Origin of the sequence: Neisseria sp. P0018.S001, assembly GCF_051957355.1 — a bacterium.
Lineage (GTDB): Bacteria > Pseudomonadota > Gammaproteobacteria > Burkholderiales > Neisseriaceae > Neisseria > Neisseria subflava_A.
The window spans coordinates 28,116-53,871 of the sequence record NZ_JBQCWN010000008.1 but is presented as its reverse complement, the minus strand read 5'-3'; the positions used below and the strand labels follow the sequence as shown (position 1 = coordinate 53,871).

The window sequence follows — 25,756 nt, the reverse complement described above, 5'->3', positions numbered from 1 at the left end:
ATTTTTCAGACGGTCTGTGTTTTTTGTATGCAACAGGCCGTCTGAAATGTTGAATAATCAATCAGTTGGTTAATGATGCAAAAACTTGGAAATAGTCGGGGAAAGTTTTATGCGTACATTTTGGGTCGTTGATGATGATGGGGGCGCCCAAAAGCGAAGCCAGAGAGAAACACATGGCCATGCGGTGGTCGTCGTAAGTATCGATGACGGCATCAGGTGTAAGCGTTTCGGGCGGCATAATATGGATGGCTTCGGCTTCTTCGATGACTTCTGCACCCAGTTTGCGCAGTTCGGTTGCCATGGCGGCGATACGGTCGGTTTCTTTGACGCGCCATGAACCGATATTGCGTAGGGTGCATGGTTGCTTAGTGGCCAGTGCGACGATAGCCAGAGTCATGGCCGCGTCTGGAATATGGTTGGCATCCAAATCAAAAGCCTGAATCTTGCGCTCGGCGGGACGGGAAATCTCAACAAAATTTTCGCCCCAAATGACATCCGCACCGATTTTCTCCAGTTCGCGTGCAAAGGCAACGTCGCCTTGAATGCTGTGTGCGCCGATACCGGTTACGCGGATGGGTGTACCCGCAATCAGGCCTGCGCCCAAGAAATAAGACGCGCTGGAGGCATCGCCTTCTACATATAAATGTTCGGGCGCATGATATTTGGCACCGGCCGGGATTTTAAATACACGGTAGTCTTCATTGATGATGTCCACACCGAACTGCGCCATCAGCTTGAGCGTGATGTCGATATAAGGTTTGGAAATCAACTCGCCTACCATGTGGATTTCAAATGCTTGTCCGGTCAAGGGCAAAGCCATCAGCAGGGCGGTCAGGAATTGGCTGGAAACATTGCCTTTAATCGGAATAACGCGCTCGTCGTTGTCTTGGCGTTTGCCGATCTGAAGTGGCGGATAGTTTTCATTGCCCAGATATTGTACGTCCGCGCCTGCAATGCGCAATGCGTCGACCAAATCGCCGATAGGGCGTTCGTGCATACGCGGCACACCATGCAGATGATAGTCGCCACCCAAAACGGCAAGTGCGGCAGTCAAAGGGCGGAATGCCGTACCGGCATTGCCTAAAAACAAATCGGCGGTTGGATTGGGAAAGCGGCCGCCGGTGCCATGAACTTTCAGACGGCCTTCAGGTAAAGATTCAATTTGCACGCCGAGTTTGTCGAGTGCTTCAAGCATTCGGTCGGTATCGTCGGATTTGAGCAAAGAATGGATTTCGCAAACGTTGTCGGAGAGTGCTGCCAAGAGCAACGTGCGGTTGCTGATGCTTTTGGAGCCGGGCAGGGCAACGGTGGAAGGCTTGAGTGTAGAAGCGGGCAGGCGGATGGATTCGGTCATGGCTGGACTAAGCTCGTTTGAATTGTAAATTAGACCGATATTATACGCAGGCAGAGGCCGTCTGAAAAATGAAGAGGGTGCAATTTATTTGTGAAAAAATGAATTTTTATATCGTTACACTATTTCCCAATCGTTTATTTTGAAATTTTCTGCTTCTGTTTTGTGTTTGCCGCTATAACTTATTTTGTTGTGGCAAGTATATAACCAAACACCATAAGAAAATCAGAAACCATTCTTTCCTATTTTTTCAGACGGCCTTTAATATCGGCGGACAATCATTGATAAAGTAAGAGCACGACCATGAGCCATTATCCGTTGTTTGCCGATTTGAAAAACCGCCCTGTTTTACTGGCAGGTGCGGGTAAGGTTGCCGAGCGCAAGGCGGAAAGCCTGTTATCTGCTGGAGCGCGCGTGCGCGTTGTTGCGGAAACTTTGAATATGCAGTTTCAGCAATGGGCGGACGAAGGGAAAATAGTTTGGCTGGGCGGCTTGTTTGAAGAAGCCATGTTGGACGAGGTATATTTCGTTATTGCGGCGACGGATGATGATGGGTTTAACCACCGTGTTTTTGAAGCGGCGGAACAACGGGCGAAATTGTGCAATACGGTGGATACGGCGGATTTGTGTTCGTTTATCGTGCCTGCCGTGGTAGATAGGGGGCCGTTGAAGATAGCCATATCTAGCGGCGGTACTGCGCCTGTATTGGCGCGGAAATGGCGGCAGATTATTGAAACATTGATTCCGCTGCATACGGGCACGATGGCGCGTATTGCCGGAAAATGGCGAGAAAAGGTTAAACAGACGATTCATCATGTCGAACGCCGCCGTTATTTTTGGGAAAAGTTGTTCGACAGCCGTTTTAGTATTTTTGCGGCTCAAAACAATATCGAAGCGGCAGAGCGTGAATTGATCACGCAGTTGAATCGGGAAACGCCGTTTGGCGGCGAAGTGGTTTTGGTGGGCGCAGGGCCGGGCGATCCGGGCTTGCTGACCATACATGCTTTGCAGGCGATACAGGCTGCGGATACGGTGTTTTACGATGCTTTGGTGTCGGATGAGATTTTGGCGATGGTGCGTAAAGATGCGGTGAAAATCAGCGTGGGCAAGCGCGCCGGTGCGCACCATGTTCAGCAGGAAGAAACCAACCGTCTATTGGTTGAACACGCTCAAAAAGGCGAGCGCGTGGTAAGGTTGAAAGGCGGCGATCCTTTTGTGTTCGGTCGCGGAGGGGAGGAAGTGCAAACCCTGCATCAGGCCGGAATCGCCTACCGCATTGTGCCGGGCATTACTGCTGCACTTGGAGCTACTGCTTATGCCGGTATTCCGTTAACCCATCGCGATTGCGCCCAAAGTGCTTTATTTGTAACTGGCCACAGCAAACATGAAGGCAGTCAGCCCGATTGGCAGACTTTGGCTTTAAGCCGCCAAACGTTGGTGATCTATATGGGGACGCTTAAAGCGACCGAGATTGCGGAAAAGCTGATGGCTTATGGCAGGCAGCCTTCTACACCTGTTGCTGTGATTTCCAATGGGACTTTACACAATCAAACCGTACGAACAGGCCGTCTGAAAGATTTGGGCTTGCTGGCTGCCGAAGCAGAGCGTCCTGCTTTAATGGTAATTGGCGAAGTGGTTGCCCTGCGCGATGAGATGAAATGGTTTGGGGAATTTGTCGAATGCTATGAAGAAGCTGCGTAAAGAGGATTGATCAAACAAGGCCGTCTGAATATTGGTTTCAGACGGCCTTGCCTTATTTAAAAGCTTGGTAATATTGCTGATAACGTTCTGCCAGTCCATATAGGATGATTGCTGTCAGCCCCCAGATGTCGTAGTGCCGAAAAGGTAGGGCGGGGAGGGCGAGGGTTTGATTGTTGTGATGAAGCTGACGGAATATGTAGTTTTGCAGGTTTAAGGCGAAGTCCAACGGCAGATAAAAAATTTCTACTACTTCGTTGGGGTTGGCTTTGGGCTTGACGGGCTGGACGCAAACTGCCGGAACAGGCGTAACACGGTAGCCGGAAGGCGTGTCATAAAAGGGTAGCGGCGCAAAAGTCTGCCATGCGGCAATCGGAATGGCGGTTTCTTCATAAGCTTCTCTTAACGCCGTTGCCGTTAGGCTGTCGTCTTGGGCATCTTTGCGGCCGCCGGCAAAGGCGATTTGCCCTGTGTGCTGCCTTAAGGTTTCGGCCCTTTTGGTCAGTAAAATCTGCCACGCTCCTTCATGCAAGACAATACCGACCAAAACGGCTGCTTCTTTGACCGTTTGGGCGCTAACTAATTGATTGCGCTTTGCTTGCATACGGCTGCTGAAGTGTGAAGCTTGAGTTAGGAAATGGATAAGGTGGGCGGTATTCATTTTTGGCGCTGATCGTTTTATGCAGATGAGGATTACACAAGGTTTACGGTTACCGTGTCAACAAAATAGGGTGCGTGTGTTACAGTTATGCCTGAATGATAAATAAAGCTTTGCGTCTGATTTGCAAGTGCTTAGGCCGTCTGAAAATGCCGGCAGGTTCTCAAAAAGGATAGTTATGTTGTTTTCCCCATCCCGTATTCGAGTGGCAGCTGCGGCTGTAATGATGTTGTTTGCTACACAAACTTTTGCCGCGCCCAGCGATTCAAATGCAGTTTTTGAATCGGCTAAGATTATCAAAAAGAAAAGCCGTGCCGACCGTTTTTCTCCCGAAGAGCGCGAGCAGGAGCGGATACGTCTGTTGGGTATACAAAACCGCACCTCGCAGGTTTTCACTTTGTTAAATTCAGAACTGGCTCTGCAAAAGGGTGATGCCGCCTCTGCACTGTTTACTTATATTTTGACGTTGCATCGCACCAAATCTCCCGAAGTGGCCGAACGCGCTTTGGAGATGGCGGTTTCTTTAAATGCCTTTGAACAGGCTGAAGCCATTTACCAAAAATGGCGAGAAATCGAGCCGGAGCCTGGTGAAACACAAAAGCGTATGACTTGGTTGCGCAATTTGCTGCTGGGCAAAGCCGATAAGAATTTGAGCGGATTGGACAAGGTGATTGCCGGCGGTAGTGAAGACGAGCAAAAGCGCGTGTTCCTGCTTTTGGCGCAAACCGCTGCCCAACAGCCGAATCTGACCAGCGATGCGGTCAAGCAAGTACATAAAACAGCATTGAATTATAAAGACTTCCCTGAAGCGGCGATTGCAGATGCAATTTTTAGTGCAAAAGACGGTCAAAAGAAACAAGCCATTGCCGCATTGCAGCGATTGGCCAAGTTGGACAACGAAATTCTGCCGCCGACTTTTGTCACGTTGCGGCTGATGGCGCAACGGCATCCTGATATTTTGGACGGTTTCTTCAAAGATACAGATACTAAAACCTTATCTCCGATTTGGCAGGAGTTGGACATCGCCAATTTGATCGCTCATGGCCAAAATGATAAGGCTTTTAAGCGTTTGCAGACTTTGTTGGAAGAAAATCCCAACCCTGATTTGTATATTCAGGCCGCCTTATTGTCAGCCAGCAAAACGGAAAATATTTCTGCAGTCAACAGCTATCTGGAAAAGGCTTATAAAGCCGGTACGGAGGAGCAGCGCAGCCGTGCGGCGTTGATTGGTGCGGTTTCTTATAATGATGCCGAGGATTTTGCCAAAGCCAAACAATGGTTGGACAAGGTAACGGCTACGGCTTATACATTTGATAAGACCATTTTGGCTGCTTCCATCGAGGCCAAACAGGGCAACCATAAAGAGGCTTGGGCTTTGGTGCAACGTGCACAAAAAATGCCCGAGCAAAGAGGACGTTATTTTGAAGCCGGTGATTTGCTGAATACGGCTTTGTTTGTATTGTCTAAAAATACCAATCTTCAAGAATCGTTGAACGCTTTGAACAGCTTGGTAAATTCCACCGAAAAATCCTTGAAAACCCAAGCTTCTCCCGAGCTGCTTGCCAATGTGTTGTATCAGCGTTCGATGGTGTATGAAAAGCTGAATCAGCCAGGAAAGGCAATTGCCGATTTACGCCGTGTGGTAGAGCTGTATCCGGATAATCCGCATGGTTGGAATGCTTTGGGCTATACCTTGCTGTCCAACGGCAAGGATTTGGACGAGGCTTTCAAAATGGTTCAGACGGCCTATCAAATGGATCCGGAAAGCGCAGCAATTAATGACAGTATAGGCTGGGCGTATTATCTCAAAGGCGATGCGCAAATGGCGCTTCCATATATCCAATATGCCTACGAAAAAGAACCTGAAGCTGAAGTCGCCGCGCATTTGGGCGAAGTCCTATGGGCACTTGGCGACCAAGATAAGGCCAAAGAAATCTGGAATGACGGCTTGAAACGCGGAAGCAATCTCCGAGTATTAAAAGAGACAATGTCCAAATTCGGTATAACGTCCAGTAAACCGCATACTCAAAAACACAAATAAAACCCAAAGGCCGTCTGAAAGCGTTTGATTTCAGACGGCCTATGAAGGAATATCCATGAATTTAAAACAATTATCATCGGTTGCAGCCTTATTGCTTTTAGCTGCCTGTGCGCAGCCAAACTTACCTCAGCAAAACAGTTGGCAAGCAGCAGAGCAGGTGCAGGATTTTAGCGCAGACGGTCGCTTGGCTGTCAAAGTGGAAGGAAAAGGCTCGTATGCCAATTTCGATTGGACTTATCAGAACGCGGTTCAAACCATTGATGTGAATACACCGTTGGGCAATACCGTAGGCCAGTTGTGTCAAGACGGCGAAGGCGTATTGGCAGTAGACAGTAAGGGTAAGGTTTATCAGGTGGAAACGGCTGAGGAATTGAGCAGACAGCTTTTGGGCTTTGCTTTGCCGGTTCAATATCTGCATATTTGGGCAGATGGTAAACGCGTTGCCAATGCGCCATACAAAATCCTGCCTGATGGTCGTCTGGAGCAATTTGACTGGACAATATCGCGCACTTTAAATGGTTCAGGACAGCCCAAAACGCTTCAACTTGAAAATGCCAAGTTTAATATCCGCTTGGTGTTTGACACGGTAAACCACTCTTTGGATAAGAATGGACAAACCCGATGCGCAGCACGCAAATAGAGGATGCCATGTCTGTTTCAGAGGAAATCCAAGCCTTTCCTGCGCCGGCTAAATTAAATTTGGATTTGAGGATTACCGGCCGAAGGAGCGATGGTTATCATAATTTGGAAAGTATTTTCTGTTTGATCGGCTTATATGATACCGTTCATCTGAAAATGCGTACTGATGGGCAGATTATTCTGCATACGCCGGTAGAAGGGCTTGAGCCTGAGCAAGACTTGACTCATCGGGCGGCTAAATTATTACTGCCATATGCAAGCGTGGCGCATGGTGTCGAAATCTGGTTGGATAAGGTGATTCCGACCGGAGGCGGATTGGGCGGCGGCAGCTCTGATGCAGCCACGGTTTTAATGGTTTTAAACCAATGGTGGCAATGCGGCTTGAGCAGGCAGCAACTGATTGATTTAGGCGTAAGTCTTGGTGCAGATGTTCCTTTTTTTATTTTTGGAAGAAGTGCTTTTGCCAAAGGCGTAGGCGAGAAGCTGGCTGAAATAGATGTCCCTAAACAATGGTATGTTATCGTTAAGCCCCCCGTCCATGTGGCAACCGCTAAAATTTTTGCACATGAAGGCTTGACACGGGATTCCAAACCCAGCATAATGCCGACTTTCCAATCGTTACAGCCGTTTCAAAATGATATGCAGGCGGTTGTGTTTCAGGAATATCCTGAAGTTTGGAAGGCTTATGTTGAGTTATCCCAATATGGTTATACATTAATGACCGGTTCCGGGGCTTGTTTATTTATAGCAAGTGCATCTCATCAGGAAGCAAATACAATTTACCAACAGGTTTCTCAATCATATGAAGTTTATTGTGTGGAAGGATTAGATATTCATCCGCTGTTTCATATGATTTAGTAAGTTGGGGAGTCGTCAAGCGGTTAAGACACTGGATTTTGATTCCAGCATGCGAAGGTTCGAATCCTTCCTCCCCAGCCAAACCCTTTGTTGGGGAGTCGTCAAGCGGTTAAGACACTGGATTTTGATTCCAGCATGCGAAGGTTCGAATCCTTCCTCCCCAGCCAACACCCTTTATTGGGGAGTCGTCAAGCGGTTAAGACACTGGATTTTGATTCCAGCATGCGAAGGTTCGAATCCTTCCTCCCCAGCCAAATAAAAGCGTGTAAGTTTTCTTACACGCTTTTTTACGCTAAGAGCAAAATAACGCTGAAAAACTTTTTTTTACCCGTTTTTACGAGTATAATCGCATAATTAGTGTCTTAGACATGGGGCAGAGGGAAGCGTAATGTTTTCTGAGCGTAAATCAAATCTAGAATCAGGTGAAGATATGGCTGCTTATGACAGTTTAATGGTGTTTACCGGTAATGCAAATCCGGAATTGGCGCAACGTGTTGTCAAACATTTGGATATTTCACTCGGTGAAGCCACCGTTTCCAAATTCTCTGATGGCGAAGTAGCCATTGAATTGCTGGAAAATGTGCGTGGTCGCGATGTGTTTATTTTGCAACCTACCTGCGCCCCAACCAATGACAACCTGATGGAAATTTTGACTATGGCCGATGCACTCAAACGTGCTTCCGCAGGTCGTATTACTGCCGCAATTCCTTACTTTGGCTATGCTCGCCAGGATCGTCGTCCTCGCTCTGTTCGTGTACCGATTTCTGCTAAATTGGTAGCGAATATGTTGAACTCAGCAGGTATCGACCGCGTATTGACTGTTGACTTGCATGCCGACCAAATTCAAGGTTTCTTCGATATTCCGGTAGATAATATTTACGCCACCCCGATTTTATTGAACGATATTAAACAACAACGTATCGAAAATCTGACTGTTGTCAGCCCCGATATCGGTGGTGTTGTACGTGCACGTGCTGTTGCTAAATCTTTAAATGCTGATTTGGCTATTATCGACAAGCGTCGTCCTAAAGCCAATGTGGCTGAAGTGATGAACATTATTGGCGATATTCAAGGCCGTACGTGCTTGATTGTAGATGATATGATTGATACGGCAAACACCTTGTGTAAAGCAGCCGTTGCCCTGAAAGAGCGCGGTGCAGATCGTGTACTGGCATACGCCAGCCATGCAGTATTCTCCGGCGAAGCAGTGAATCGAATTGCTTCTTCCGAAATTGACCAAGTAGTTGTGACAGATACGATTCCATTGTCTGAAGCAGCTAAAAAATGTGAACGCATCCGTCAAGTTACCATTGCCGGTTTGCTGGCTGAAACGGTACGCCGTATCAGCAATGAAGAATCCGTCTCATATCTTTTCAATGAAGATGTGATGACTGGCGGCATGTTGCTGCCATAACCCGATGTCGTCTTAAGCTGGTCGCGGCCGATGACGACGATTTTATCTAAATTGGAGTATTAAACATGACTTACGAAATTCAAGCCTCTATTCGCGAAGCCCAAGGCACTGGTGCGAGCCGCCGCCTGCGTCGCGAAGGCCAAATCCCTGGCATCCTGTACGGTGAAGGTCAAGAGCCTGTTGCTATCGCTGTAGACCACAAAACTGTATTCTACGCATTGGAAAAAGAATCTTTCCATACTGCTTTGATTAAACTGTCTTTGAACGGTGAAACTAAAGACGTTATCGTGCGTGACTTCCAAATGCACCCATTCCGTCGCGAAGTTCAACACATCGACTTCCAAGCTGTAAAAGCTGATCAACCTGTACGTATCCGCGTTCCTCTGCACATTGTTAACGCTGAAAACTCTCAAGCTGTTAAATTGCAAGGTGGTCGCGTATCTCTGTTGAACACTTCTGTTGAAGTAGTTGCTTTGCCTGCAAACATTCCTGCTTTCTTGGAGTTGGATTGTGCATCAGTAGTTGCCGGTGACATCCTGCACTTGTCAGACGTCAAATTGCCAGAAGGTGTTGAAAGCGTTTCTCTGAAACGTAACGAAAACCTGGCTGTTGCTACTGTTACCGGTAAAAAACGCTAATCGGTAGTTAATATAATAAAACCGTATCAGATAAATCTGATACGGTTTTGTTTTGTATATAAAATCGTTTGCTATAAAACTTAGGCAAATGTAACAGCGTATGTACTTTATAAGATTGAAGCAATTTCATTGCGAAGTTTATTAAGAAAGCGTCCATGCCGTACCCATTGTGCGGCTGATTCATAATCTTGTTGTTCAAATGCTTGTTGCAAATCTTGATATAGGTTGTTTTGTACTTCTTGAATTTCTTGATCCAGTGCTTGGATGGCATCATGGTTTTGTTCCATTTGAGCATCCATCAATATTTCCCGCCATTCCATCTGCTGCATGAGGAATTCTGGTGAAAACGAAGTGTGTTCAGGTGCATCAGCATCGATATTTTGGCTTTTCAAGAGATAAGCAGCCCGATCAATAGGGCTTTTTAATGTGCGGTAGGCATCATTAATTGTAGAAGACATCATAACGGCTTGTTTCTGTTCAAAAGCTGAAGCAGAAGCAAATTTATCGGGATGAAAACGGGCAGCTAAAGCTCGATAGATCTGTTCGAGTGCTTCGGTATCAATATTGAAAGATGGCTCAAGCTGGAAGAGGTTGAAGTATTGAGACATGATATTAAAGGAAAAAATCTAAAGAAGAGGATTATTTTACGATATAATCTGGAAACTGTTTATACGAAAGGAAAACAATATGACCGGTAAGGTACAACACAATAAAGGCAAGATACGAGACAATGCCTTAAAAGCCTTAGTCAAATCTGATTTGTTCCGACACAAAGTAGAACGAAAAAGAAAAGGCAAGGGCAGCTATAATAGGCAAGAAGCCAAAAAATGGCGGGATGGTTTTGATACTTTCCCGCCATTTTTCATATTTTAAACGTGGAAGCTCTCACCGCAGCCACAGGAGTCTTTAACGTTTGGATTTTCAAATTTGAAACCTTCCTGCAAACCTTCTTTGGTGTAATCGACCTGCGTGCCGTCTAGATAAACCAAGCTTTTCGGATCGATATAAACGCGCGCGCCGTGTTCTTCAAAAATCAGATCATCCTCGTTCACTTCATCGACAAATTCCAGGTTGTATGCCATGCCCGAGCAGCCGCTGGTTTTCACACCCAAGCGCACGCCCAAGCCTTTGCCACGTTTGGTCAGGTAGCTATTGATGTGTTTGGCTGCATTTTCTGTGATGGTAATCATGCTTTTTTCCTCATTTCGCAATCATTTTCTGTTTTGCCTGCTTTTTTATTTCAGACGGCCTCTTGACTATCAGGCCGTCTGAAAACGCTGTTTTGCCCACTCTATTGCAGCGGCAATGGCAGCTTTTGCCTGCGGACTGTTTTTCCAACAGGTCGAGCCGGTCAATTGTGCGCCCTGTTCCAAAATATCGTCCAAATCTGCCGCCGCCAGCTTGGCAACATCATCCAACCCCATTTGCTGCAAACGCTGCAACACGGTTTTGCCTATGCCTTTGACGGCAAGCAGGGATTGGATTTCTTCATTGGTAAAAGGCATATCGTCTTCTTTGATTTTGCAGGTATAACGCTAAATATAAGCTGTAGCTTATTGCCCTCTCCCTAACCCTCTCCCGCGGGGAGAGGGGATAGATCGACAGGTAGTCCCAAACTTGGTAGTAACTTCAAAACGATTAAGTTTCTGCATACTTGGTTTTTCCCTACAAAAGAAGAGGGGAATGAACCACCAAATTTGCTTTTCTCGAAGACTCGCCAGAAATCTTGGGAACACTTGCCGACAAGGGTTCGCTGAATCCAGTTATTTGTTTTCCTGACGTTTGCGATAGTCGGCAACGGCTGCTTTTACTGCATCTTCAGCCAAGATGGAGCAGTGGATTTTCACGGGCGGCAATTCCAACTCTTCGGCGATTTCGCTGTTTTTGATTGCCAGTGCATCGTCAAGGCTTTTGCCTTTGACCCACTCGGTAATCAGGCTGGAAGAAGCGATGGCAGAACCGCAACCGTAAGTTTTGAATTTTGCATCTTCGATAATACCCTCATCGTTTACTTTGATTTGCAGACGCATTACGTCACCGCAGGCCGGTGCGCCGACCATGCCGGTACCGACAGACTCATCGTTTTTGTCGAAAGTACCAACGTTGCGGGGGTTTTCGTAATGGTCGATTACTTTATCGCTGTATGCCATGATGTGGTTTCCTTTGTGTTTTTAGTGGTGTAAATGGTTTGTTTACGAATATTCAGACGGCCTGAAGTTTAGATTTTGCACGCGCCGCCTTCGCAGCCGTCATCATTCTCTGAATCAACGCCGCCTTCTACGGTAACGTCGTCAAAATCTTCGAGCAGATTGTCGAGATTGTCGAGGTCGATTTCTTGTTCGTTCATGGGTTGTATCCTTGATTTTAATGTGGTGGCTTTTAGGTCGTCTGAAAAGGTCTTTGGGGATTTTCAGACGACCTTTTTTATTTATAGGTAGATTGGGTTATTAAACTCAACATTTCAGGCGCTTTAATAGACTCGTTGGGTTTCCAACCCCAACCTACGCTTGCTTAAAATATCGTGGTTTGTTGATGTTTTAGTCGTCTGAAAAAGACGATTGTTCTAAATTTTCTAAAATTAGGCGTGCCAATAAGCTGCTATCGACATGGTATGCCTGAATACAGGCTTGAATCATTTGTTCTGCAGAGATATTTTGCCAATGTATCTGCAAACCGTTTTTTATTGCCAATTGCGTCATAAACAGGCGCAATGTTCTGCCGTTTCCTTCACGAAAAGGATGTAGGACGTTCAACTCGCCCAAATAATAGGCCACACGCTCGGCGAATTTATCTTTATCCAACCCCCGCAAATAGTTTTCGCTTTGCAGCTTCTCCAAAAGTGTACGGCTTTCGTTTTCGATAAAAGCAAAATTGGCAAATCGGGTATTACCTTTGGAAATATCAATTCGCCGGATTTCTCCTGCCCAATCATAAACATTACCAAACAGTTCGCGATGAATGGTCTGTAAATGCGCCAAATCGAAATTGCCTGTAATGGGTTGCAAAAGCAGATTTTGGGCGGAAATAGCAGAAATGTCTCTTTCGACCTTTTCTAATTTAAGTGGATCTTGAATGGCTAATTTATTTCTAAATACACCATCATTCATATAGATTATGTCTTCACCACCGTATTTACTCATTTTTTTAGAACCTTTGTTTAATTTTTCTTATTTCTTTCTCAATATTTGTTTTACCAATCTTTAGAAGTTGCATTGCATATTGAGTTTGTCGACTAATTTCTAAATTCTCCATTTTCCATGAACCAGTGATATCATCAACATCTTTTGTCCAATGATCTTCAATAGTTAACCATTCCAAACTTCCTTTATCACGATCAATAATATCAAGATGATGTCCTCCTTGATAAACAAAAATATTTTTACTCTTAAATAAGGAAGAGAATTTATTGAATATAGATCGATTGTATTCAATAACAGATAAAGCAAATTCAATATCTTTTTTTAATACGTCTAAATCTTGTTCATAATCTAAGTCAAATTGTTCGAAATATTTTCCATAAATAATACGTTTATAACCATTTGGCAAATTAATAATTTTAACTTTCATGGTATTCTTTCTATGAAAATAGCTTACAAGACTGTCTATAAAAAGTGTTTTACTGTATTCAAAAATCAGACTCACTTTCTCAGACAGCCTTTGTTTGACATCAATCTTAATGCGCCGCCCATTCAATTGAGTTTAAATCAATCCCGTCTTTGAACATTTCCCATAGCGGTGACAGTTCGCGCAGTTTGCCGATTTTGGATTTAATCAGTTCTGCTGCGAATTGGACTTCTTCTTCGGTGGTCATGCGGCCGAAGGTGATGCGCAGGGAGGAATGTGCCAACTCGTCGTTGCGGCCGAGTGCGCGTAAAACGTAGCTTGGTTCGAGGCTGGCAGAAGTACAGGCGGAGCCGCTGGATACGGCGAGTTCTTTGACTGCCATAATCAGGCTTTCACCTTCGACGAAGTTGAAGCTGACGTTCAGGTTGTTTGGAGCGCGGTGTTCGAGGTCGCCGTTGATGTAGACTTCTTCGATGCCTTCGATACCTTTGAGGAAGATATCGCGCAGTTTCAAGTAGTGCGCAGTATCTTGGGCCAATTCTTCTTTGGCAATGCGGAAGGCTTCGCCCATACCGACAATTTGGTGGGTCGGCAATGTGCCGGAACGGAAACCGCGCTCGTGGCCGCCACCGTGCATTTGAGCTTCGAGGCGGACGCGTGGTTTACGGCGTACATACAGGGCGCCGATGCCTTTAGGGCCGTATACTTTGTGGCCGGACATAGACAGCAAATCAACTTTGGCGGCTTCAACGTCGACAGGTACTTTGCCGCATGCTTGTGCTGCGTCAACGTGGAAAATGATTTTGCGTTCGCGGCAGATTTCGCCGATGGCAGGAATATCTTGAACCACGCCGATTTCGTTGTTTACCCACATTACGGAAATGAGGATGGTGTCTTCGCGGATAGCAGCTTTCAGTACCTCTAAATCAACCAAACCGTTTTCTTGTACGTCCAGATAAGTCACTTCATAACCTTGGCGTTCGAGTTCGCGCATGGTGTCGAGCACGGCTTTGTGCTCCGTTTTTACGGTGATGAGGTGGTTGCCTTTAGATTTGTAGAAGTGCGCCGCGCCTTTGATGGCGAGGTTGTTGGACTCGGATGCGCCGCTGGTGAAAACGATTTCTTTGGAGTCGGCGTTAATCAGGGCTGCAATGTCTGCACGTGCTTTTTCTACGGCTTCTTCTGCTTCCCAACCGAAACTGTGGCTGTTGGAGGCTGGGTTGCCGAAAATATCGGACAGGTAGGGAATCATTTTTTCGGCAACGCGGCGGTCAACGGGAGTGGTGGCGGCGTAGTCGAGATAAACGGGGGTTTTGACGGTCATGGTTTGCTCTTTCGTTTGGTCATCTGCCTGCGGTCTTTGCCGCAAGTCGGTTTAATGAATGTGTGTAAAGGTAACGACATGACTGCTGTCGCTGCAGTTTTTTTGTTCAATGATGCTTTGCAGCGTAACGCCGCTGAGGTAATCATTGATGGTTTTGTTTAAGTTTTCCCAAAGGTCGTGGGTCAGGCAGGGGGCGCCGTGGTGGCAGTTTGCTTTGCTGCCGCATTGCGTGGCATCCAGTCGGTCTTCGGCTGCGGAGATGATTTGTGCAATATTGATTTGCTCGGCGGGAGCGGCAAGGATGTAGCCTCCGCCGGGGCCGCGTAGGCTTTCAACCAATCCGGCACGGCGCAGTTTGCTGAATAATTGTTCGAGGTAGGAAAGCGATATGCTTTGTCGTTCGCTGATGGCGCTGAGTTTGACAGCGCCGGTTTGCGCGTTCATCGCCAAATCTATCATGGCGGTTACTGCAAATCGCCCTTTGGTAGTCAGTCTCATGGTGTGGTTGCCTGTGTGGGGCGTTTTTATTAGTGGGGGGAATTGTCTAATATCTGAGTGTTTCAGTCAAGTATGTGGCGGCTCGGTTTGATTGTTTGTTTAAATGGTGGCATTGGCTGATTTTTAAATCGGAAAATATTTTCTTTATTTTTCTGCAGTTTGGATTTAAGGCCGTCTGAAAAAAGGCTATCAACCCTACAAATGGCAGGGTTAAAATGTTTTGATTTAATATTGATACTAATATAGATTATCAAAATTATTCTTAAAATTTAGTTGTTTTGATGGAGTAAAATAATGAGGTGTTTGAAATGTTCAGACGGCCTTGACCATCCATCTTTACTTGAACAGAGGCAATCGACCATGAAATGTGATTTAAGCAAAATAACCTGTATCGAAGACTTGCGCCTTGTTGCCAAACGTAAAATGCCGCGTATGTTTTATGACTATATTGACTCAGGCTCTTGGACGGAAACTACTTATCGTGAAAATACTTCGGATTTCAAAGACATCCGTTTCCGCCAAAAGGTATTGGTTAATATGGAGGGGCGCAGTCTCGAAACCAAAATGATTGGGCAGGATGTGAAAATGCCGGTAGCGATTGCACCGACAGGTTTCACGGGCATGGCGCACGCCGACGGCGAAATTTTGGCGGCGCGTGCGGCGGAGAAGTTCGGCATTCCGTTTACGCTATCGACCATGTCCATCTGCTCGATTGAAGATGTGGCTGAAAACACCAGCTCGCCTTTTTGGTTTCAGCTTTATGTGATGCGCGACCGCGAGTTTATGGAAAACCTGATTAAGCGTGCGAAGGATGCCAATTGTTCGGCTTTGGTATTGACTGCCGATTTGCAGGTTTTGGGTCAGCGCCACAAAGACATTAAAAACGGTCTGTCTGCGCCACCGAAACCGACCATCGCCAATTTAATCAATTTGGCGACCAAACCGGAATGGTGCATGAAAATGTTGAACACGGAACGCCGCACCTTCCGCAATATCGTCGGTCATGCGAAAAACGTGGGCGATTTGTCTTCGCTGTCTTCATGGACTTCCGAACAATTCGACCCGCGCCTGAGCTGGGACGATGTAGCACGCATTAAAGATTTGTGGGGCGGCAAGCTGATTATCAAAGGCATTATGGAACCTGAAGACGCGGAAAAGGCAGCGAAAAGCGGTGCGGATGCATTGGTCGTTTCCAATCATGGCGGCCGTCAGCTTGACGATACCGTGTCTGCCATTAAGGCTTTGCCTGATGTGGTCAGCGCGGTGGGTAGCGACATCGAGGTTTGGATGGACAGCGGTATCCGCAGCGGTCAGGATATTTTGAAGGCTTGGGCTTTGGGTGCGAAAGGTACGATGATTGGCCGGGCGTTCCTGTATGGTTTGGGTGCGTATGGTGAAGAAGGCGTAACCCGTGCGCTGGAAATCCTGTATAAAGAAATGGATATTTCCATGGCGTTTACCGGTCATCGCAATATTCAAGATGTGGATTCCAGCATTTTGCGTTCTACACATTGGGCTCAAGATGAATTTTAATTTTCGAACATAAAAAAAGGCCGTCTGAAAATCTGTTTTCAGACGGCCTTTTTATAGACGGCTATTTCTCGTTTTTACGATACCATTCGATGAAGGCATCGGGTTTGACAAAGCCTAATAAGGCTTCACTATGACTGCCGTCGGCGCGGACAACAAACACGCCCGGAGGGCCGAAGAGGCCGTATTCTTTCAGCAAGGCCTGATGGTCGGGAGTATTGGCGGTCACGTCGATTTGGAAGAAGCGCTGCATATCGACCGCTTCGTGTACCTGCGGTTGGTTGAGCGTGTAGGCGGCCATTTCTTTGCAGGATACGCACCAGTCGGCGTAGAAATCAATCAGCACGGGCTTGTTTGGGTCGGCTTTCAAAGCGGCATCCATAGCGGCTTTGAGTTCGCCGACATCGGTAAACATCTTGCCGTGGTCGGTTTCTTGTCCGGCTTCGGATGGCGGAACCAGCGTTAAGAAGTGGTGCAGGGCGGTGGTTTGTTTATTGAAGCTTTGCCAGCCAAACCATGAGCCGCCAATCAGCAGTAAAAAGCCCAATACGGCGGCAACTGTTTTCAGACGGCCTTTTTGTTTGCCGGATTTCGCCAAAAGCATAAGGGCGGGAACAATCATCAGCAAGGTGTAGAGGCCGACTACTGCGAAATAAGGCAGATGTGGTGTGGCAAGATATACGGCAACGGCCAGCAAAATGAAGCCGAATGCGTATTTGATGCCGTTCATCCAGTCGCCTGCTTTAGGCAGGATATGGCCGCCGAATGTGCCGATGATGATGAGCGGCACGCCGGTGCCGAGCGCTAATGTATAGAGTGCAAGGCCACCCAATACGGCATCGCCGGTCTGGCCGATATAGCCCAGAGCAAATGCCAGTGGAGGCGCAACGCAAGGGCCGACTATCAGGGCGGACAAAATACCCATGATGAAAACGGAAATGATTTTGCCGCCGGAGAGTTTGTTGCTTTGGTTTTGGAAATAGGATTGGACGGAGTTTGGCAGTTGGATATTGAAGAGGCCGAACATAGACAGGGCCAGTACCACCATCAATGCGGCAGCGGCAAGCACAACCCAAGGCTGTTGCAGCCATACGGTCAAGAGCGCGCCTGTCAAACCGGCAATCACGCCAACCAAGGTATAGGTCAATGCCAAACCTTGTACATACACCATCGACAAGGTGAACGCGCGGCCTTTGCCGGCTTTTTTATCGCCTACGACAATGCTGGAAACAATCGGCAGGAGCGGATACATACAGGCGGTAAAGCTTAAGCCCAAACCTGCGACAAAAAACGCCAATAGGTTGGCGTTTAAAGTATCCCAAGAGAGCTTGAAGCGGCTGCTGTCGGGATTGTTTGTACTGGGTTGGGCGGGCATTTGGCCGTCTGAAGAGGCGGATGGTTGCAAAAAGCGGTCTTTGGCAGAAACCGGCTCGTCGCTTTGAGGCTGGTAAACCCCGTTGCCTTTTACGTCAAACTCGGTGTCCACAGGCGGATAACACACACCCACTTCGGCGCAGCCTTGATAAGTCAGCGTCAGTTTGTATTGTGGCGCAGCTTGTTTGTAAGGCAGGTCAACCTGTGCGGTATGGTGGTAAACCGTTTGTTTGCCGAAGAATTCGTCTTCTTTTTCTTCGCCTTTGCTGAATTTGGGTTCGGCCAAGACTTTGTCAGGATTGGTCGCTGCAACGATTTTGGACTGGTACATATAGTAGCCGTCAGCAATTTTGAACTGTACGCTGATGCCTTGATCGGTTACATTGACTTGAGGCACAAAGGCTTGCTCTGGAGGCAGCAAATCATTGGCATCTACTGCAAATGCGAAGCTGCTCAAGCCTAAAAATGCAATGAGGAAATAAAGGAATTTTTTCATAGTATCTACGGAGATGCCGTTGAGGAACCGTCATTATAAATGATGGAAAAACAATCGGCTTAATTTATGTCAAATATTGCGAGAGAAATCTAATACTTTTGAATTATATCGAAATAGGGTTGCCCGTATATGACCGATAGTCTCATGTTATCGTTCAATCTATGCCAAAGGCCGTCTGAAATTTTCAGACGGCCTTTGTTTCTATTCGGCTCGGCTTTTAAGGATAAGCGATATAAGCGTAAGCGGAATGGTTGTGTATCGATTCGAAGTTTTCGCTTTCGACAACAAACGACTCGATGCGTTTGTCGGCAATCAGCGCAGTGGCTACATCGCGAACCATGTCTTCGACAAACTTCGGATTTTCGTACGCTTTTTCCGTTACATACTTCTCGTCAGGGCGTTTGAGCAAACCGTAGAGCTGGCAGCTTGCTTGCGCTTCGACGTAATTGATGATTTCTTCAATGCCTACATCCGAGTTTGCAATCAGGCTGACGGTCACATGCGAACGTTGGTTGTGCGCGCCGTATTGGGAAATTTCTTTGGAACACGGACACAATGAAGTAACCGGAACCATTACTTTCAGATTGTGGCTGTATGTGCCGTTTTTGATTTCGCCGGTCAGGGTGACATCATAGTCCAGCAGCGATTGGATACCGGAGACGGGCGCACTTTTCTTGCGGAAAAACGGGAAGGAAACGCTGATTTTGCCGGAATGCGAATCCAACAGGGCAACCATATCGGCGGTCAGCTTGTGCAGCGTATCGAAATCCAAAGCATCGGTTTGTTTTTCCATCAGGGCGACAAAGCGCGACATATGCGTGCCTTTTTGGTCGGCAGGCAGGAAAACCGTCATGGTCAGGCGGGCGACGGTGGATTGTTCGCCTTCTTTGCTTTTGAGCGAGATTGGAAAGCGCAGGTCTTTGATGCCGACCTGATTAATCGGCAGGTTGCGTAAATCGCGGCTGGATTGCACGTCTGCAATGGCGTTCATGCGTGGTATGTCCTTCATGATAGGATTGTTGAGATGCGTGTGGAGGGAATCGGCTCGTGTCGGCCGATTTGCAAATGCGAGATTATATCACTTGCTTTATCCGCCTGCATTGATTGTTTCTATTTTTCAGATAGTGATAAAATCTTCGATTATTCACATCTATATAGGCAGAGACCCAATGAAATTCGCCACGAAAGCCATTCATTCCAGCTACGATTGCGACGAACACAACCGCGCGCTGATGCCGCCGATTTATCAAAACAGTATGTTTGCGTTGCACGAGATTGGCGAAAATGTGCCTTACCGCTACTCGCGCTTGAGCAACCCGACTCGTCAGGTATTGGAAGATACTGTTGCCGATCTGGAGCATGGTGCGGCCGGCTTTGCATTTTCCAGCGGTATGGCGGGGATTGATGCCGTATGGCGCACTTTTCTGCGCCCGGGCGATACCATTGTCGCCGTCGCCGACATTTACGGCGGTGCTTATGATTTATTGGTCGATGTTTATCAAAAATGGGGTGTGAACGTTGTTTTTGCCGATTTGGGCAATCCGGATAATTTGGACGAGCTGCTTAAAGCGCACAATGTCAAATTGGTTTGGCTGGAAACGCCGTCCAACCCGCTTTTGCGCTTGGTAGACATCAAAGCCCTCGCAGCGAAAGCCAAAGCAGCCGGTGCGCTGGTCGGCATCGATAACACCTTTGCCACGCCGTATCTGCAACAGCCGTTGGATATGGGTTGTGATTTTGTGTTCCATTCCGCTACCAAATATTTGTGCGGTCATTCCGACGTACTGATGGGCGTAGTCGTTGCCAAAACCAAAGAGCTGGCTCAGCCTTTGCACGACATGATGGTGCATACCGGCGCGATAGCAGGCCCGATGGACTGCTGGCTGGTGTTGCGCGGTATCAAAACACTGGCTCTGCGCATGAATGCCCATTGCCAAAACGCGCTCGAAATCGCACGCCGTTTGGAAGCTCATCCTGCCATTGAAAAAGTGTTCTATCCCGGCCTGCCGTCGCACGAACATTACGAACTCGCCCAAGCACAAATGCCCAAAGGCATCGGCGGCGTGGTGACGGTTTATCTCAAAAACGACACGCGTGAAGCGGCCAATAGCGTGATTAAAAACATGAAACTGGTCAAAATGGCTTCCAGCCTCGGCGGCGTGGAAAGTCTGGTCAACCATTGCTATTCCCAATCCCACAGCGGCGTGCCGCATGATGTGAAAATGGAAATGGGCATCAAAGTCGGCCTGCTGCGTTTCTCTGTCGGTATTGAAGACGTTGACGATATTTGGAACGATATTTCCAAAGCATTGGATACGACTTTGTAAATAAGGCTTAAAGGCCGTCTGAAGGTGAATAGTTTTTCAGACGGCCTTTAGCAATGATTAAGGAATGGATATGAAAACATTATTCGGCGCATTAATGAGTATGGTAGTTTTGGCAGCTTGTACATCTCCTTCAGCATCTCAGCCTGAACAAGCCTCTAAAGTGCAGGTACAAACTCAACAAACGACGCAACCTACTCTAGCCGCCAAATGGCGTGTTGTCGCTTTCAATAAATTCACTGAAAAAGAATTGGCAGATAAAAACGCCTATTTGGATTTCAGCAAAATGCCTAAGGCTTATGGCAATATGGGTTGCAACGGTATTATGTTTCAAGCGAATGTAATCGGAGCGGGCAAAATTGATTTTGGCCATATTGCGGTAAGCATGATGCTGTGTGAAGACATGAAGCTGGAAGATGCGTTTTTGCGCAAACAAAGCGTGTGGGACTATCGTTTTGACGGTAACGATTTGATTTTGGAACAAAAAGGCATCAGTATCCGTTTGCGCCGTGAATAATCTTAAAGGCCGTCTGAAAATAAATATTTCAGACGGCCTTTTGAATCTTTATAATAAGCCCTATTTGAAACTGATACCGAATATCAAGGAAACCTATTATGGCAGCTTCTCCAGAAGCCAAGTTTACTGAAGAAAAAGTCTTGTGGATCAAACACCATACGCCTAAGCTGATGACTTTTGCCATCAGCCGCCCCGAGTCCTACCGTTTTTCGGCAGGGCAGTTTTCGCGCCTTGGTTTCCGTGACGGCGAGGGCTTTATTTGGCGCGCGTATTCCGTCGTGTCTGCCGAATACGCCGATACGCTTGAGTATTTCGCGGTATTAATCGAAGGCGGCCCGATGTCGGCGCGTTTTACTGCGATGAAAGAGGGTGATACTATTTTGCTGGATAAAACGGCTACCGGTTTCCTCTTGCCCGAGCGTTTCCCCGACGGCAAAGATTTGGTTATGCTCTGCACGGGTTCCGGCATTGCGCCTTTCCTCTCCATTATCGAGCAGCCTGAAATTTGGCAGCGTTTCGACCGTTTGGTTTTGGCGCATTCCGTCTCTTACGCCGACGAGTTGATTTTCAACCAGCGCCTTACCGATTTGAAAGAGCATCCGCTGATTGAAGAATATTTCCATAAATTCACTTTTGTTCCGGTCACTACGCGTGAGGAAACGGAAGGCGCATTGAGCGGCAAACGGATTCCCGAATTGCTGAAGAATGGCGGCTTGGAAGAAAAAGTCGGTTTCAAGTTTACCAAAGCCAATACGCGCTTTATGGTTTGCGGCAATCCGGCAATGGTCAAAGACACTTTCCAAGCCCTAATGGATTTGGGCTACGCCATGCACCGCAACCGCATTCCCGGCGAAATCATGATGGAAAATGGTTTCTAACAGGTAAATGGTCAAAGGCCGTCTGAAAGTTTCAGACGGCCTTCAATATTAAATATAAATCGAAAATCAGAGAAAATATGAATATCAAACAAATTATCCAAGCCCTGCCCAAAGCAGAGTTGCACGTCCACATCGAAGGGACGTTCGAGCCGGAATTGATGTTTGAAATCGCCAAGCGCAACCACATAGCGATTCCTTATGAAAATGTCGATGCGGTACGGCAGGCTTATGATTTTCACAATTTACAGTCGTTTTTGGATATTTATTATGCCGGTGCCGGCGTATTGCTGCACGAGGCGGATTTTTACGATTTGACCCGTTCGTATCTTGAGCGTTGCCGCGAAGACAATGTCGTGCATACGGAAATATTTTTCGATCCGCAAACCCATACTGCGCGTGGCGTGGCGTTTGAAACCGTGATTAACGGCATTGTCCGCGCCTGTCGTGAAGCCGGGCAGCAATGGGGCATAAGCACGCGTTTGATTATGTGTTTCCTGCGGCATTTGTCGGAAGAAAGCGCATTTGAAACCTTAAATCAGGCTTTGCCATATAAAGAACACATCATCGGCGTAGGCTTGGATTCGAGCGAATTGGGGCATCCGCCGTCTAAGTTTGAGCGCGTGTTTGCGCAGGCGCAGGGTTTGTTGACGGTGTGTCATGCTGGAGAAGAAGGCCCGCCCGAATATGTTTATGAGGCTTTGGACTTGCTGCATGTCCGCCGTATCGATCATGGCGTACGGGCGGAAGAAGATGAGGCCTTGATGGCGCGTTTGATTGCAGAGCAAATGCCGTTGACCGTTTGCCCGTTGAGCAATTTGAAATTAAAAGTGTTCCCTGAAATGGCGAAACACAATTTGCGCCGTATGTTGCAACGCGGCGTGTTGGTAACCGTCAATTCCGATGATCCGGCATATTTTGGTGGCTATATGAACCGCAATTTTGAAGCGCTTGCCGAGGCTTTGGATTTGAGTGCGGAAGAAATCAAAAACTTGTGCGCCAATTCGTTCCGCGCTTCGTTTTTGAGCGAGGCGGAAAAGGAAGAGTGGATACGGAAGATTGAAGGTTTTGATGCTGAATAACGATAAAAGGCCGTCTGAAAAAGTTTTAGACGGCCTTTTATGTCGGCGACGGGCTTATTCGCCTACGGTTTTTTGTATCAGTTTTTCGGCGTTTGCCAAAGTGTTTGCCACTTCGTCAAAACCGATGCGGCTGCCGGCGATGAGGGCGCGCGTATCGGTATAGGCGGCGCGTACTTTGCCGTCCGTTTCGGTAACGAGGACGCGCAGGGGCAGTTGCAGGGCGAAGGCGGGGTCTTTGACCATCAGCGGCGTGCCGGCTTTGGGCGTGCCGAAGACGATGACTTTTGCCGGCTGCATCGTTAAGCCGTTTCGGCGGGCGGCTTCCTGATGGTCAATGACGGCAAAAATGTCCATTCCTTTGCTTTTTATGGCGGTTTCAAGGCGGCTGACGGTTTCGTCAAAGCTGTATTTTGAGGTGAGGGTATGCGTGGTCATAGCGGTTTCGTTTTGGGTGGACGGTTCGCCGGTAGGATGTGCCGAAGCGGTTGAAATGCAGAGTGCGGATGCGGCAATCAGGGGGAGTATGTGTTTCATCGTATTTCCTTATCGGTTTGTTTATCAGGCTTCGGACGGGGCGGCACGCGCCGCGCCTGATGTTGCGCCGCGTGCCGGAGTGCCGTATGCCGTCTGAAAAAGTTTCAGACGGCCTTTTATGATGATAGTTAATAGTCGACTTTGATTTTAGGCGTTTCCTGCGCGGCTTTGTATTCTTCTTCCAATTCAAAGCGCAGCGGATACAAATTCAATTTTTCCATCAGCAGGCGGTCGCCGTCCTCGTCCGGATTGCCCGTAGTCAGCAGCTTGTCGCCGTAGAAAATCGAGTTTGCGCCAGCCATGAAACACATGGCCTGCATGGATTCCGGCATATTGCTGCGGCCTGCGGAGAGGCGGACGTAGCTATGCGGCATGGTAATGCGCGCGACGGCGATGGTGCGGACAAATTCCGTCCAGTCCAAATCTTCGGCATCGGCCAGCGGCGTGCCTTCTACTTTGACCAACTGGTTGATCGGCACGCTTTCGGGTTGCGGATCGAGGTTGGCAAGGCTGGCAATCAGGCCTGCGCGTTCGGTGCGGGTTTCGTTCATGCCGACGATGCCGCCGCAGCAGACTTTCAAACCGGCATTGCGGACTTTGCCCAAAGTATCCATACGGTCTTCGTGTTTGCGGGTGTGGATGATGTCGTTGTAGCGTTCGGGGTCGGTGTCGAGGTTGTGGTTGTAGTAGTCCAAACCGGCTTTTTTGAAGTCTTCAGCCATGCCGTCTTCAAGCATGCCGAAGGTGCCGCACACTTCCATGCCCAAGCCTTTCACCGCGCTGATGATTTCGGAAACGACAGCTACGTCTTTGGGTTTGGGGCCGCGCCATGCCGCGCCCATGCAGAAACGGCTGGCACCGCGCGATTGGGCAATTTTGGCTTTTTCAACGATTTCGTCCACATCCATCATCTGCTCTTTGCCCAGATTGGTGTTGTGGTGTGCCGATTGCGGACAGTAGGCGCAGTCTTCGGGGCAGCCGCCGGTTTTGATGGAGAGCAGGGTGGAAAGTTGGATTTCACGCGGGTTGAAGTTTTGGCGGTGGATTTCGGCGGCTTGGAAAACGAGGTCGAGGAAAGGCAGTCCAAACAAAGCCTCGACATCGCATTTTTTCCAATAACGCGCAGTCGGATGCGGCTTGCGCTCGGTTTGACGGCGCAAGGCTACAGGAGATACGGTCATAGTGTGTTCTTTCGTGTTTACAGCGACGCAGTGTCGCTGACGGCTTGACTGTCGGCGCAATGACGGCAGCAGCAGGTTTGAAATCAATATAAAAGGCCGTCTGTAACGGCGCAGCAAGTGTAACGCTTTTGATAATGTAGAGCAAATGTTTCAGACGGCCTGAAATATGGTCTGCCCGGGTTTGCTATAATCGCATTTTTAATTTTTCCGTTTTCTTATGAACGCGCCCAAAGCCTTCGCCGTACTCGGCCCGACCGCCGGCGGTAAAACCGCACTGGCCTTAAATATTGCCCAATCGCTGCCGGTGGAAATCATCAGTTTGGATTCCGCACTGGTGTATCGCGGCATGGACATCGGTACGGCCAAGCCGACTGCCGAAGAGCTTGCCGCCGTACCGCATCATTTGATTGATATTATTTCGCCGCTGGAAAGTTACAGTGCGGCAGATTTTGTCGGCGACTGCGTGCGCTTGGTGAACGAAATACATGCGCGCGGTCGCTATCCGCTGATTGTCGGCGGTACGATGATGTATTTCCACGCGCTGACGGAAGGTTTGAACGACTTACCTAGCGCGGATGCGGCAGTGCGCGCACAGCTTCAGGCAGAAAAAAACGAACACGGTCTGGCAGGCCTATATCGCCGTTTGCAGGAAGTTGACCCGATTACAGCAGGCCGTCTGAAAGCCAATGACAGTCAGCGTATTGAGCGCGCTTTGGAAGTCTATCTTCTGACCAGCAAGCCTTTGAGCGAACATTTCACAGAGCAGAAGCAGGCTGCGCCCTTATTGGATTTATGCACGGTTGCCCTGATTCCCGAAGACCGCCATTTGTTACACCAGCAAATCGAAAAACGCTTTTTAAATATGCTGGAACACGGTTTCCTCGATGAAATGCACGCCTTACGCCGCGATTATCCGCAGCTGCATGCCGATATGCCGTCTATGCGCTGCGTGGGCTACCGTCAGGCTTGGGATTATCTCGAAGGCGAAACCGATTATGTTACCTTTGTCGAAAAAGGCATTGTCGCCACGCGCCAGCTTGCCAAACGCCAGTTGACCTGGTTGCGGAAAATTCCTTTGGCGCACACGTTAGATCCTTACTCAGACAGCGATTATGTTCAGACGGCCTTAGCCTTGGCGCGTCAGCATTTTCAGGAATAAT

The 25,756-nt window shown here is 47.9% G+C and carries 27 protein-coding genes, 3 tRNA genes and 1 pseudogene; 16 read left to right on the top strand and 15 right to left on the bottom strand.

Translation table 11 applies throughout. From position 1 onward, the window contains the following. Positions 1-61: 61 nt before the first annotated feature. Complete coding sequence (gene aroA, locus ACTHTJ_RS07020; protein ID WP_440360864.1) at positions 62-1,354, bottom strand: 3-phosphoshikimate 1-carboxyvinyltransferase; 1,293 nt, start codon at positions 1,352-1,354, stop codon at positions 62-64. A gap of 300 nt (positions 1,355-1,654) precedes the next feature. Here aroA and cysG point away from each other — a divergent pair, with 300 nt between their 5' ends. Beyond that, positions 1,655-3,052, top strand: coding sequence for a siroheme synthase CysG (cysG, locus tag ACTHTJ_RS07015; protein ID WP_440360863.1), 1,398 nt, complete (start codon positions 1,655-1,657; stop codon positions 3,050-3,052). A gap of 52 nt (positions 3,053-3,104) precedes the next feature. On the opposite strand, the gene ACTHTJ_RS07010 is transcribed toward cysG, so the two are convergent. Further along, a complete protein-coding gene (locus ACTHTJ_RS07010) occupies positions 3,105-3,710 on the bottom strand; it encodes a CoA pyrophosphatase (RefSeq protein ID WP_070585703.1) in 606 nt (201 codons plus the stop codon). Between the two features lie 175 nt (positions 3,711-3,885). Here ACTHTJ_RS07010 and ACTHTJ_RS07005 point away from each other — a divergent pair, with 175 nt between their 5' ends. From ACTHTJ_RS07005 to ACTHTJ_RS06970, 8 genes are all read left to right on the top strand, one after another. Then, positions 3,886-5,748: a tetratricopeptide repeat protein gene (locus ACTHTJ_RS07005; protein WP_070585704.1), complete on the top strand. Its 1,863-nt coding sequence runs from the start codon at positions 3,886-3,888 to the stop codon at positions 5,746-5,748. 55 nt (positions 5,749-5,803) lie between these two features. Next, positions 5,804-6,388, top strand: a complete 585-nt coding sequence (locus tag ACTHTJ_RS07000) for an outer membrane lipoprotein LolB (RefSeq protein ID WP_070585705.1) — start codon at positions 5,804-5,806, stop codon at positions 6,386-6,388. Between the two features lie 8 nt (positions 6,389-6,396). Continuing rightward, the gene (gene ispE, locus ACTHTJ_RS06995; RefSeq protein ID WP_070585735.1) at positions 6,397-7,245 is read left to right on the top strand and encodes a 4-(cytidine 5'-diphospho)-2-C-methyl-D-erythritol kinase; all 849 of its coding nucleotides are present in this window, start codon (positions 6,397-6,399) and stop codon (positions 7,243-7,245) included. A gap of 5 nt (positions 7,246-7,250) precedes the next feature. After that, positions 7,251-7,326: transfer RNA gene (locus ACTHTJ_RS06990), tRNA-Gln, on the top strand. A gap of 10 nt (positions 7,327-7,336) precedes the next feature. After that, a tRNA-Gln gene (locus tag ACTHTJ_RS06985) sits at positions 7,337-7,412 on the top strand. A gap of 11 nt (positions 7,413-7,423) precedes the next feature. After that, a tRNA-Gln gene (locus tag ACTHTJ_RS06980) sits at positions 7,424-7,499 on the top strand. A gap of 176 nt (positions 7,500-7,675) precedes the next feature. After that, positions 7,676-8,659, top strand: coding sequence for a ribose-phosphate pyrophosphokinase (locus ACTHTJ_RS06975; RefSeq protein WP_141745186.1), 984 nt, complete (start codon positions 7,676-7,678; stop codon positions 8,657-8,659). A gap of 65 nt (positions 8,660-8,724) precedes the next feature. Then, the gene (locus ACTHTJ_RS06970; RefSeq protein WP_070585707.1) at positions 8,725-9,297 is read left to right on the top strand and encodes a 50S ribosomal protein L25/general stress protein Ctc; all 573 of its coding nucleotides are present in this window, start codon (positions 8,725-8,727) and stop codon (positions 9,295-9,297) included. A 107-nt stretch (positions 9,298-9,404) separates the two neighbouring features. Here ACTHTJ_RS06970 and hscB read toward each other — a convergent pair whose 3' ends face one another. Continuing rightward, the gene (gene hscB / locus ACTHTJ_RS06965; protein WP_070585708.1) at positions 9,405-9,905 is read right to left on the bottom strand and encodes a Fe-S protein assembly co-chaperone HscB; all 501 of its coding nucleotides are present in this window, start codon (positions 9,903-9,905) and stop codon (positions 9,405-9,407) included. Positions 9,906-9,984: 79 nt separating this feature from the next. Here hscB and ACTHTJ_RS06960 point away from each other — a divergent pair. After that, positions 9,985-10,207, top strand: a pseudogene (locus tag ACTHTJ_RS06960) (alternative ribosome-rescue factor A). Here ACTHTJ_RS06960 and iscA read toward each other — a convergent pair. The 8 genes from iscA to iscR all read right to left on the bottom strand — a co-directional run bounded on the left by iscA (position 10,167) and on the right by iscR (position 14,683). Next, positions 10,167-10,487 (bottom strand): iron-sulfur cluster assembly protein IscA, encoded by a 321-nt coding sequence (iscA, locus tag ACTHTJ_RS06955; RefSeq protein ID WP_003685774.1) that lies wholly within the window; start codon positions 10,485-10,487, stop codon positions 10,167-10,169. The pseudogene ACTHTJ_RS06960 and the gene iscA sit on opposite strands and share 41 nt — an antisense overlap. A gap of 69 nt (positions 10,488-10,556) precedes the next feature. Next, complete coding sequence (locus ACTHTJ_RS06950; protein ID WP_070585709.1) at positions 10,557-10,802, bottom strand: recombinase RecA; 246 nt, start codon at positions 10,800-10,802, stop codon at positions 10,557-10,559. Between the two features lie 258 nt (positions 10,803-11,060). Next, positions 11,061-11,447, bottom strand: coding sequence for a Fe-S cluster assembly scaffold IscU (gene iscU, locus ACTHTJ_RS06945; RefSeq protein WP_003674559.1), 387 nt, complete (start codon positions 11,445-11,447; stop codon positions 11,061-11,063). A gap of 68 nt (positions 11,448-11,515) precedes the next feature. Next, positions 11,516-11,644: a hypothetical protein gene (locus tag ACTHTJ_RS06940; protein ID WP_256388723.1), complete on the bottom strand. Its 129-nt coding sequence runs from the start codon at positions 11,642-11,644 to the stop codon at positions 11,516-11,518. A 190-nt stretch (positions 11,645-11,834) separates the two neighbouring features. After that, a complete protein-coding gene (locus ACTHTJ_RS06935) occupies positions 11,835-12,437 on the bottom strand; it encodes a Fic/DOC family protein (protein WP_070585710.1) in 603 nt (200 codons plus the stop codon). Positions 12,438-12,441: 4 nt separating this feature from the next. After that, positions 12,442-12,864: a hypothetical protein gene (locus ACTHTJ_RS06930; RefSeq protein WP_225905478.1), complete on the bottom strand. Its 423-nt coding sequence runs from the start codon at positions 12,862-12,864 to the stop codon at positions 12,442-12,444. Between the two features lie 106 nt (positions 12,865-12,970). Beyond that, positions 12,971-14,185 carry an IscS subfamily cysteine desulfurase gene (locus ACTHTJ_RS06925; RefSeq protein WP_440360862.1) on the bottom strand — a complete coding sequence of 405 codons (1,215 nt, stop codon included), beginning with the start codon at positions 14,183-14,185 and terminating at the stop codon, positions 12,971-12,973. Positions 14,186-14,236: 51 nt separating this feature from the next. Continuing rightward, entirely contained in the window at positions 14,237-14,683 is a 447-nt protein-coding gene (gene iscR / locus ACTHTJ_RS06920; RefSeq protein WP_003746476.1) for a Fe-S cluster assembly transcriptional regulator IscR, read from the bottom strand. Positions 14,684-15,043: 360 nt separating this feature from the next. Here iscR and ACTHTJ_RS06915 point away from each other — a divergent pair, with 360 nt between their 5' ends. Next, the gene (locus tag ACTHTJ_RS06915; RefSeq protein ID WP_070585712.1) at positions 15,044-16,216 is read left to right on the top strand and encodes an alpha-hydroxy acid oxidase; all 1,173 of its coding nucleotides are present in this window, start codon (positions 15,044-15,046) and stop codon (positions 16,214-16,216) included. A 61-nt stretch (positions 16,217-16,277) separates the two neighbouring features. On the opposite strand, the gene dsbD is transcribed toward ACTHTJ_RS06915, so the two are convergent. Further along, positions 16,278-18,083, bottom strand: a complete 1,806-nt coding sequence (dsbD, locus tag ACTHTJ_RS06910; RefSeq protein ID WP_070585713.1) for a protein-disulfide reductase DsbD — start codon at positions 18,081-18,083, stop codon at positions 16,278-16,280. Between the two features lie 217 nt (positions 18,084-18,300). Continuing rightward, positions 18,301-19,074: a GTP cyclohydrolase FolE2 gene (folE2, locus tag ACTHTJ_RS06905; protein WP_049335273.1), complete on the bottom strand. Its 774-nt coding sequence runs from the start codon at positions 19,072-19,074 to the stop codon at positions 18,301-18,303. Between the two features lie 178 nt (positions 19,075-19,252). Between folE2 and ACTHTJ_RS06900 the strand changes: the two genes are divergently transcribed. The 4 genes from ACTHTJ_RS06900 (at position 19,253) to ACTHTJ_RS06885 (ending at position 22,881) form a co-directional block, all read left to right on the top strand. Further along, complete coding sequence (locus ACTHTJ_RS06900) at positions 19,253-20,410, top strand: trans-sulfuration enzyme family protein (protein ID WP_049344451.1); 1,158 nt, start codon at positions 19,253-19,255, stop codon at positions 20,408-20,410. Positions 20,411-20,480: 70 nt separating this feature from the next. Further along, positions 20,481-20,924, top strand: coding sequence for an META domain-containing protein (locus ACTHTJ_RS06895; protein WP_070585714.1), 444 nt, complete (start codon positions 20,481-20,483; stop codon positions 20,922-20,924). A 98-nt stretch (positions 20,925-21,022) separates the two neighbouring features. Beyond that, positions 21,023-21,802, top strand: a complete 780-nt coding sequence (locus ACTHTJ_RS06890) for a ferredoxin--NADP reductase (protein WP_107867289.1) — start codon at positions 21,023-21,025, stop codon at positions 21,800-21,802. 77 nt (positions 21,803-21,879) lie between these two features. Further along, positions 21,880-22,881, top strand: a complete 1,002-nt coding sequence (locus ACTHTJ_RS06885) for an adenosine deaminase (RefSeq protein WP_107867290.1) — start codon at positions 21,880-21,882, stop codon at positions 22,879-22,881. Between the two features lie 54 nt (positions 22,882-22,935). Here ACTHTJ_RS06885 and ACTHTJ_RS06880 read toward each other — a convergent pair whose 3' ends face one another. Both ACTHTJ_RS06880 and bioB read right to left on the bottom strand, forming a co-directional pair. Then, positions 22,936-23,415, bottom strand: a complete 480-nt coding sequence (locus tag ACTHTJ_RS06880; RefSeq protein WP_003680761.1) for a DUF302 domain-containing protein — start codon at positions 23,413-23,415, stop codon at positions 22,936-22,938. Positions 23,416-23,543: 128 nt separating this feature from the next. Beyond that, positions 23,544-24,596, bottom strand: a complete 1,053-nt coding sequence (gene bioB, locus ACTHTJ_RS06875; protein ID WP_107867291.1) for a biotin synthase BioB — start codon at positions 24,594-24,596, stop codon at positions 23,544-23,546. A gap of 217 nt (positions 24,597-24,813) precedes the next feature. Between bioB and miaA the strand changes: the two genes are divergently transcribed. Continuing rightward, complete coding sequence (gene miaA / locus ACTHTJ_RS06870; RefSeq protein WP_070461802.1) at positions 24,814-25,755, top strand: tRNA (adenosine(37)-N6)-dimethylallyltransferase MiaA; 942 nt, start codon at positions 24,814-24,816, stop codon at positions 25,753-25,755. Position 25,756: the final 1 nt, after the last annotated feature.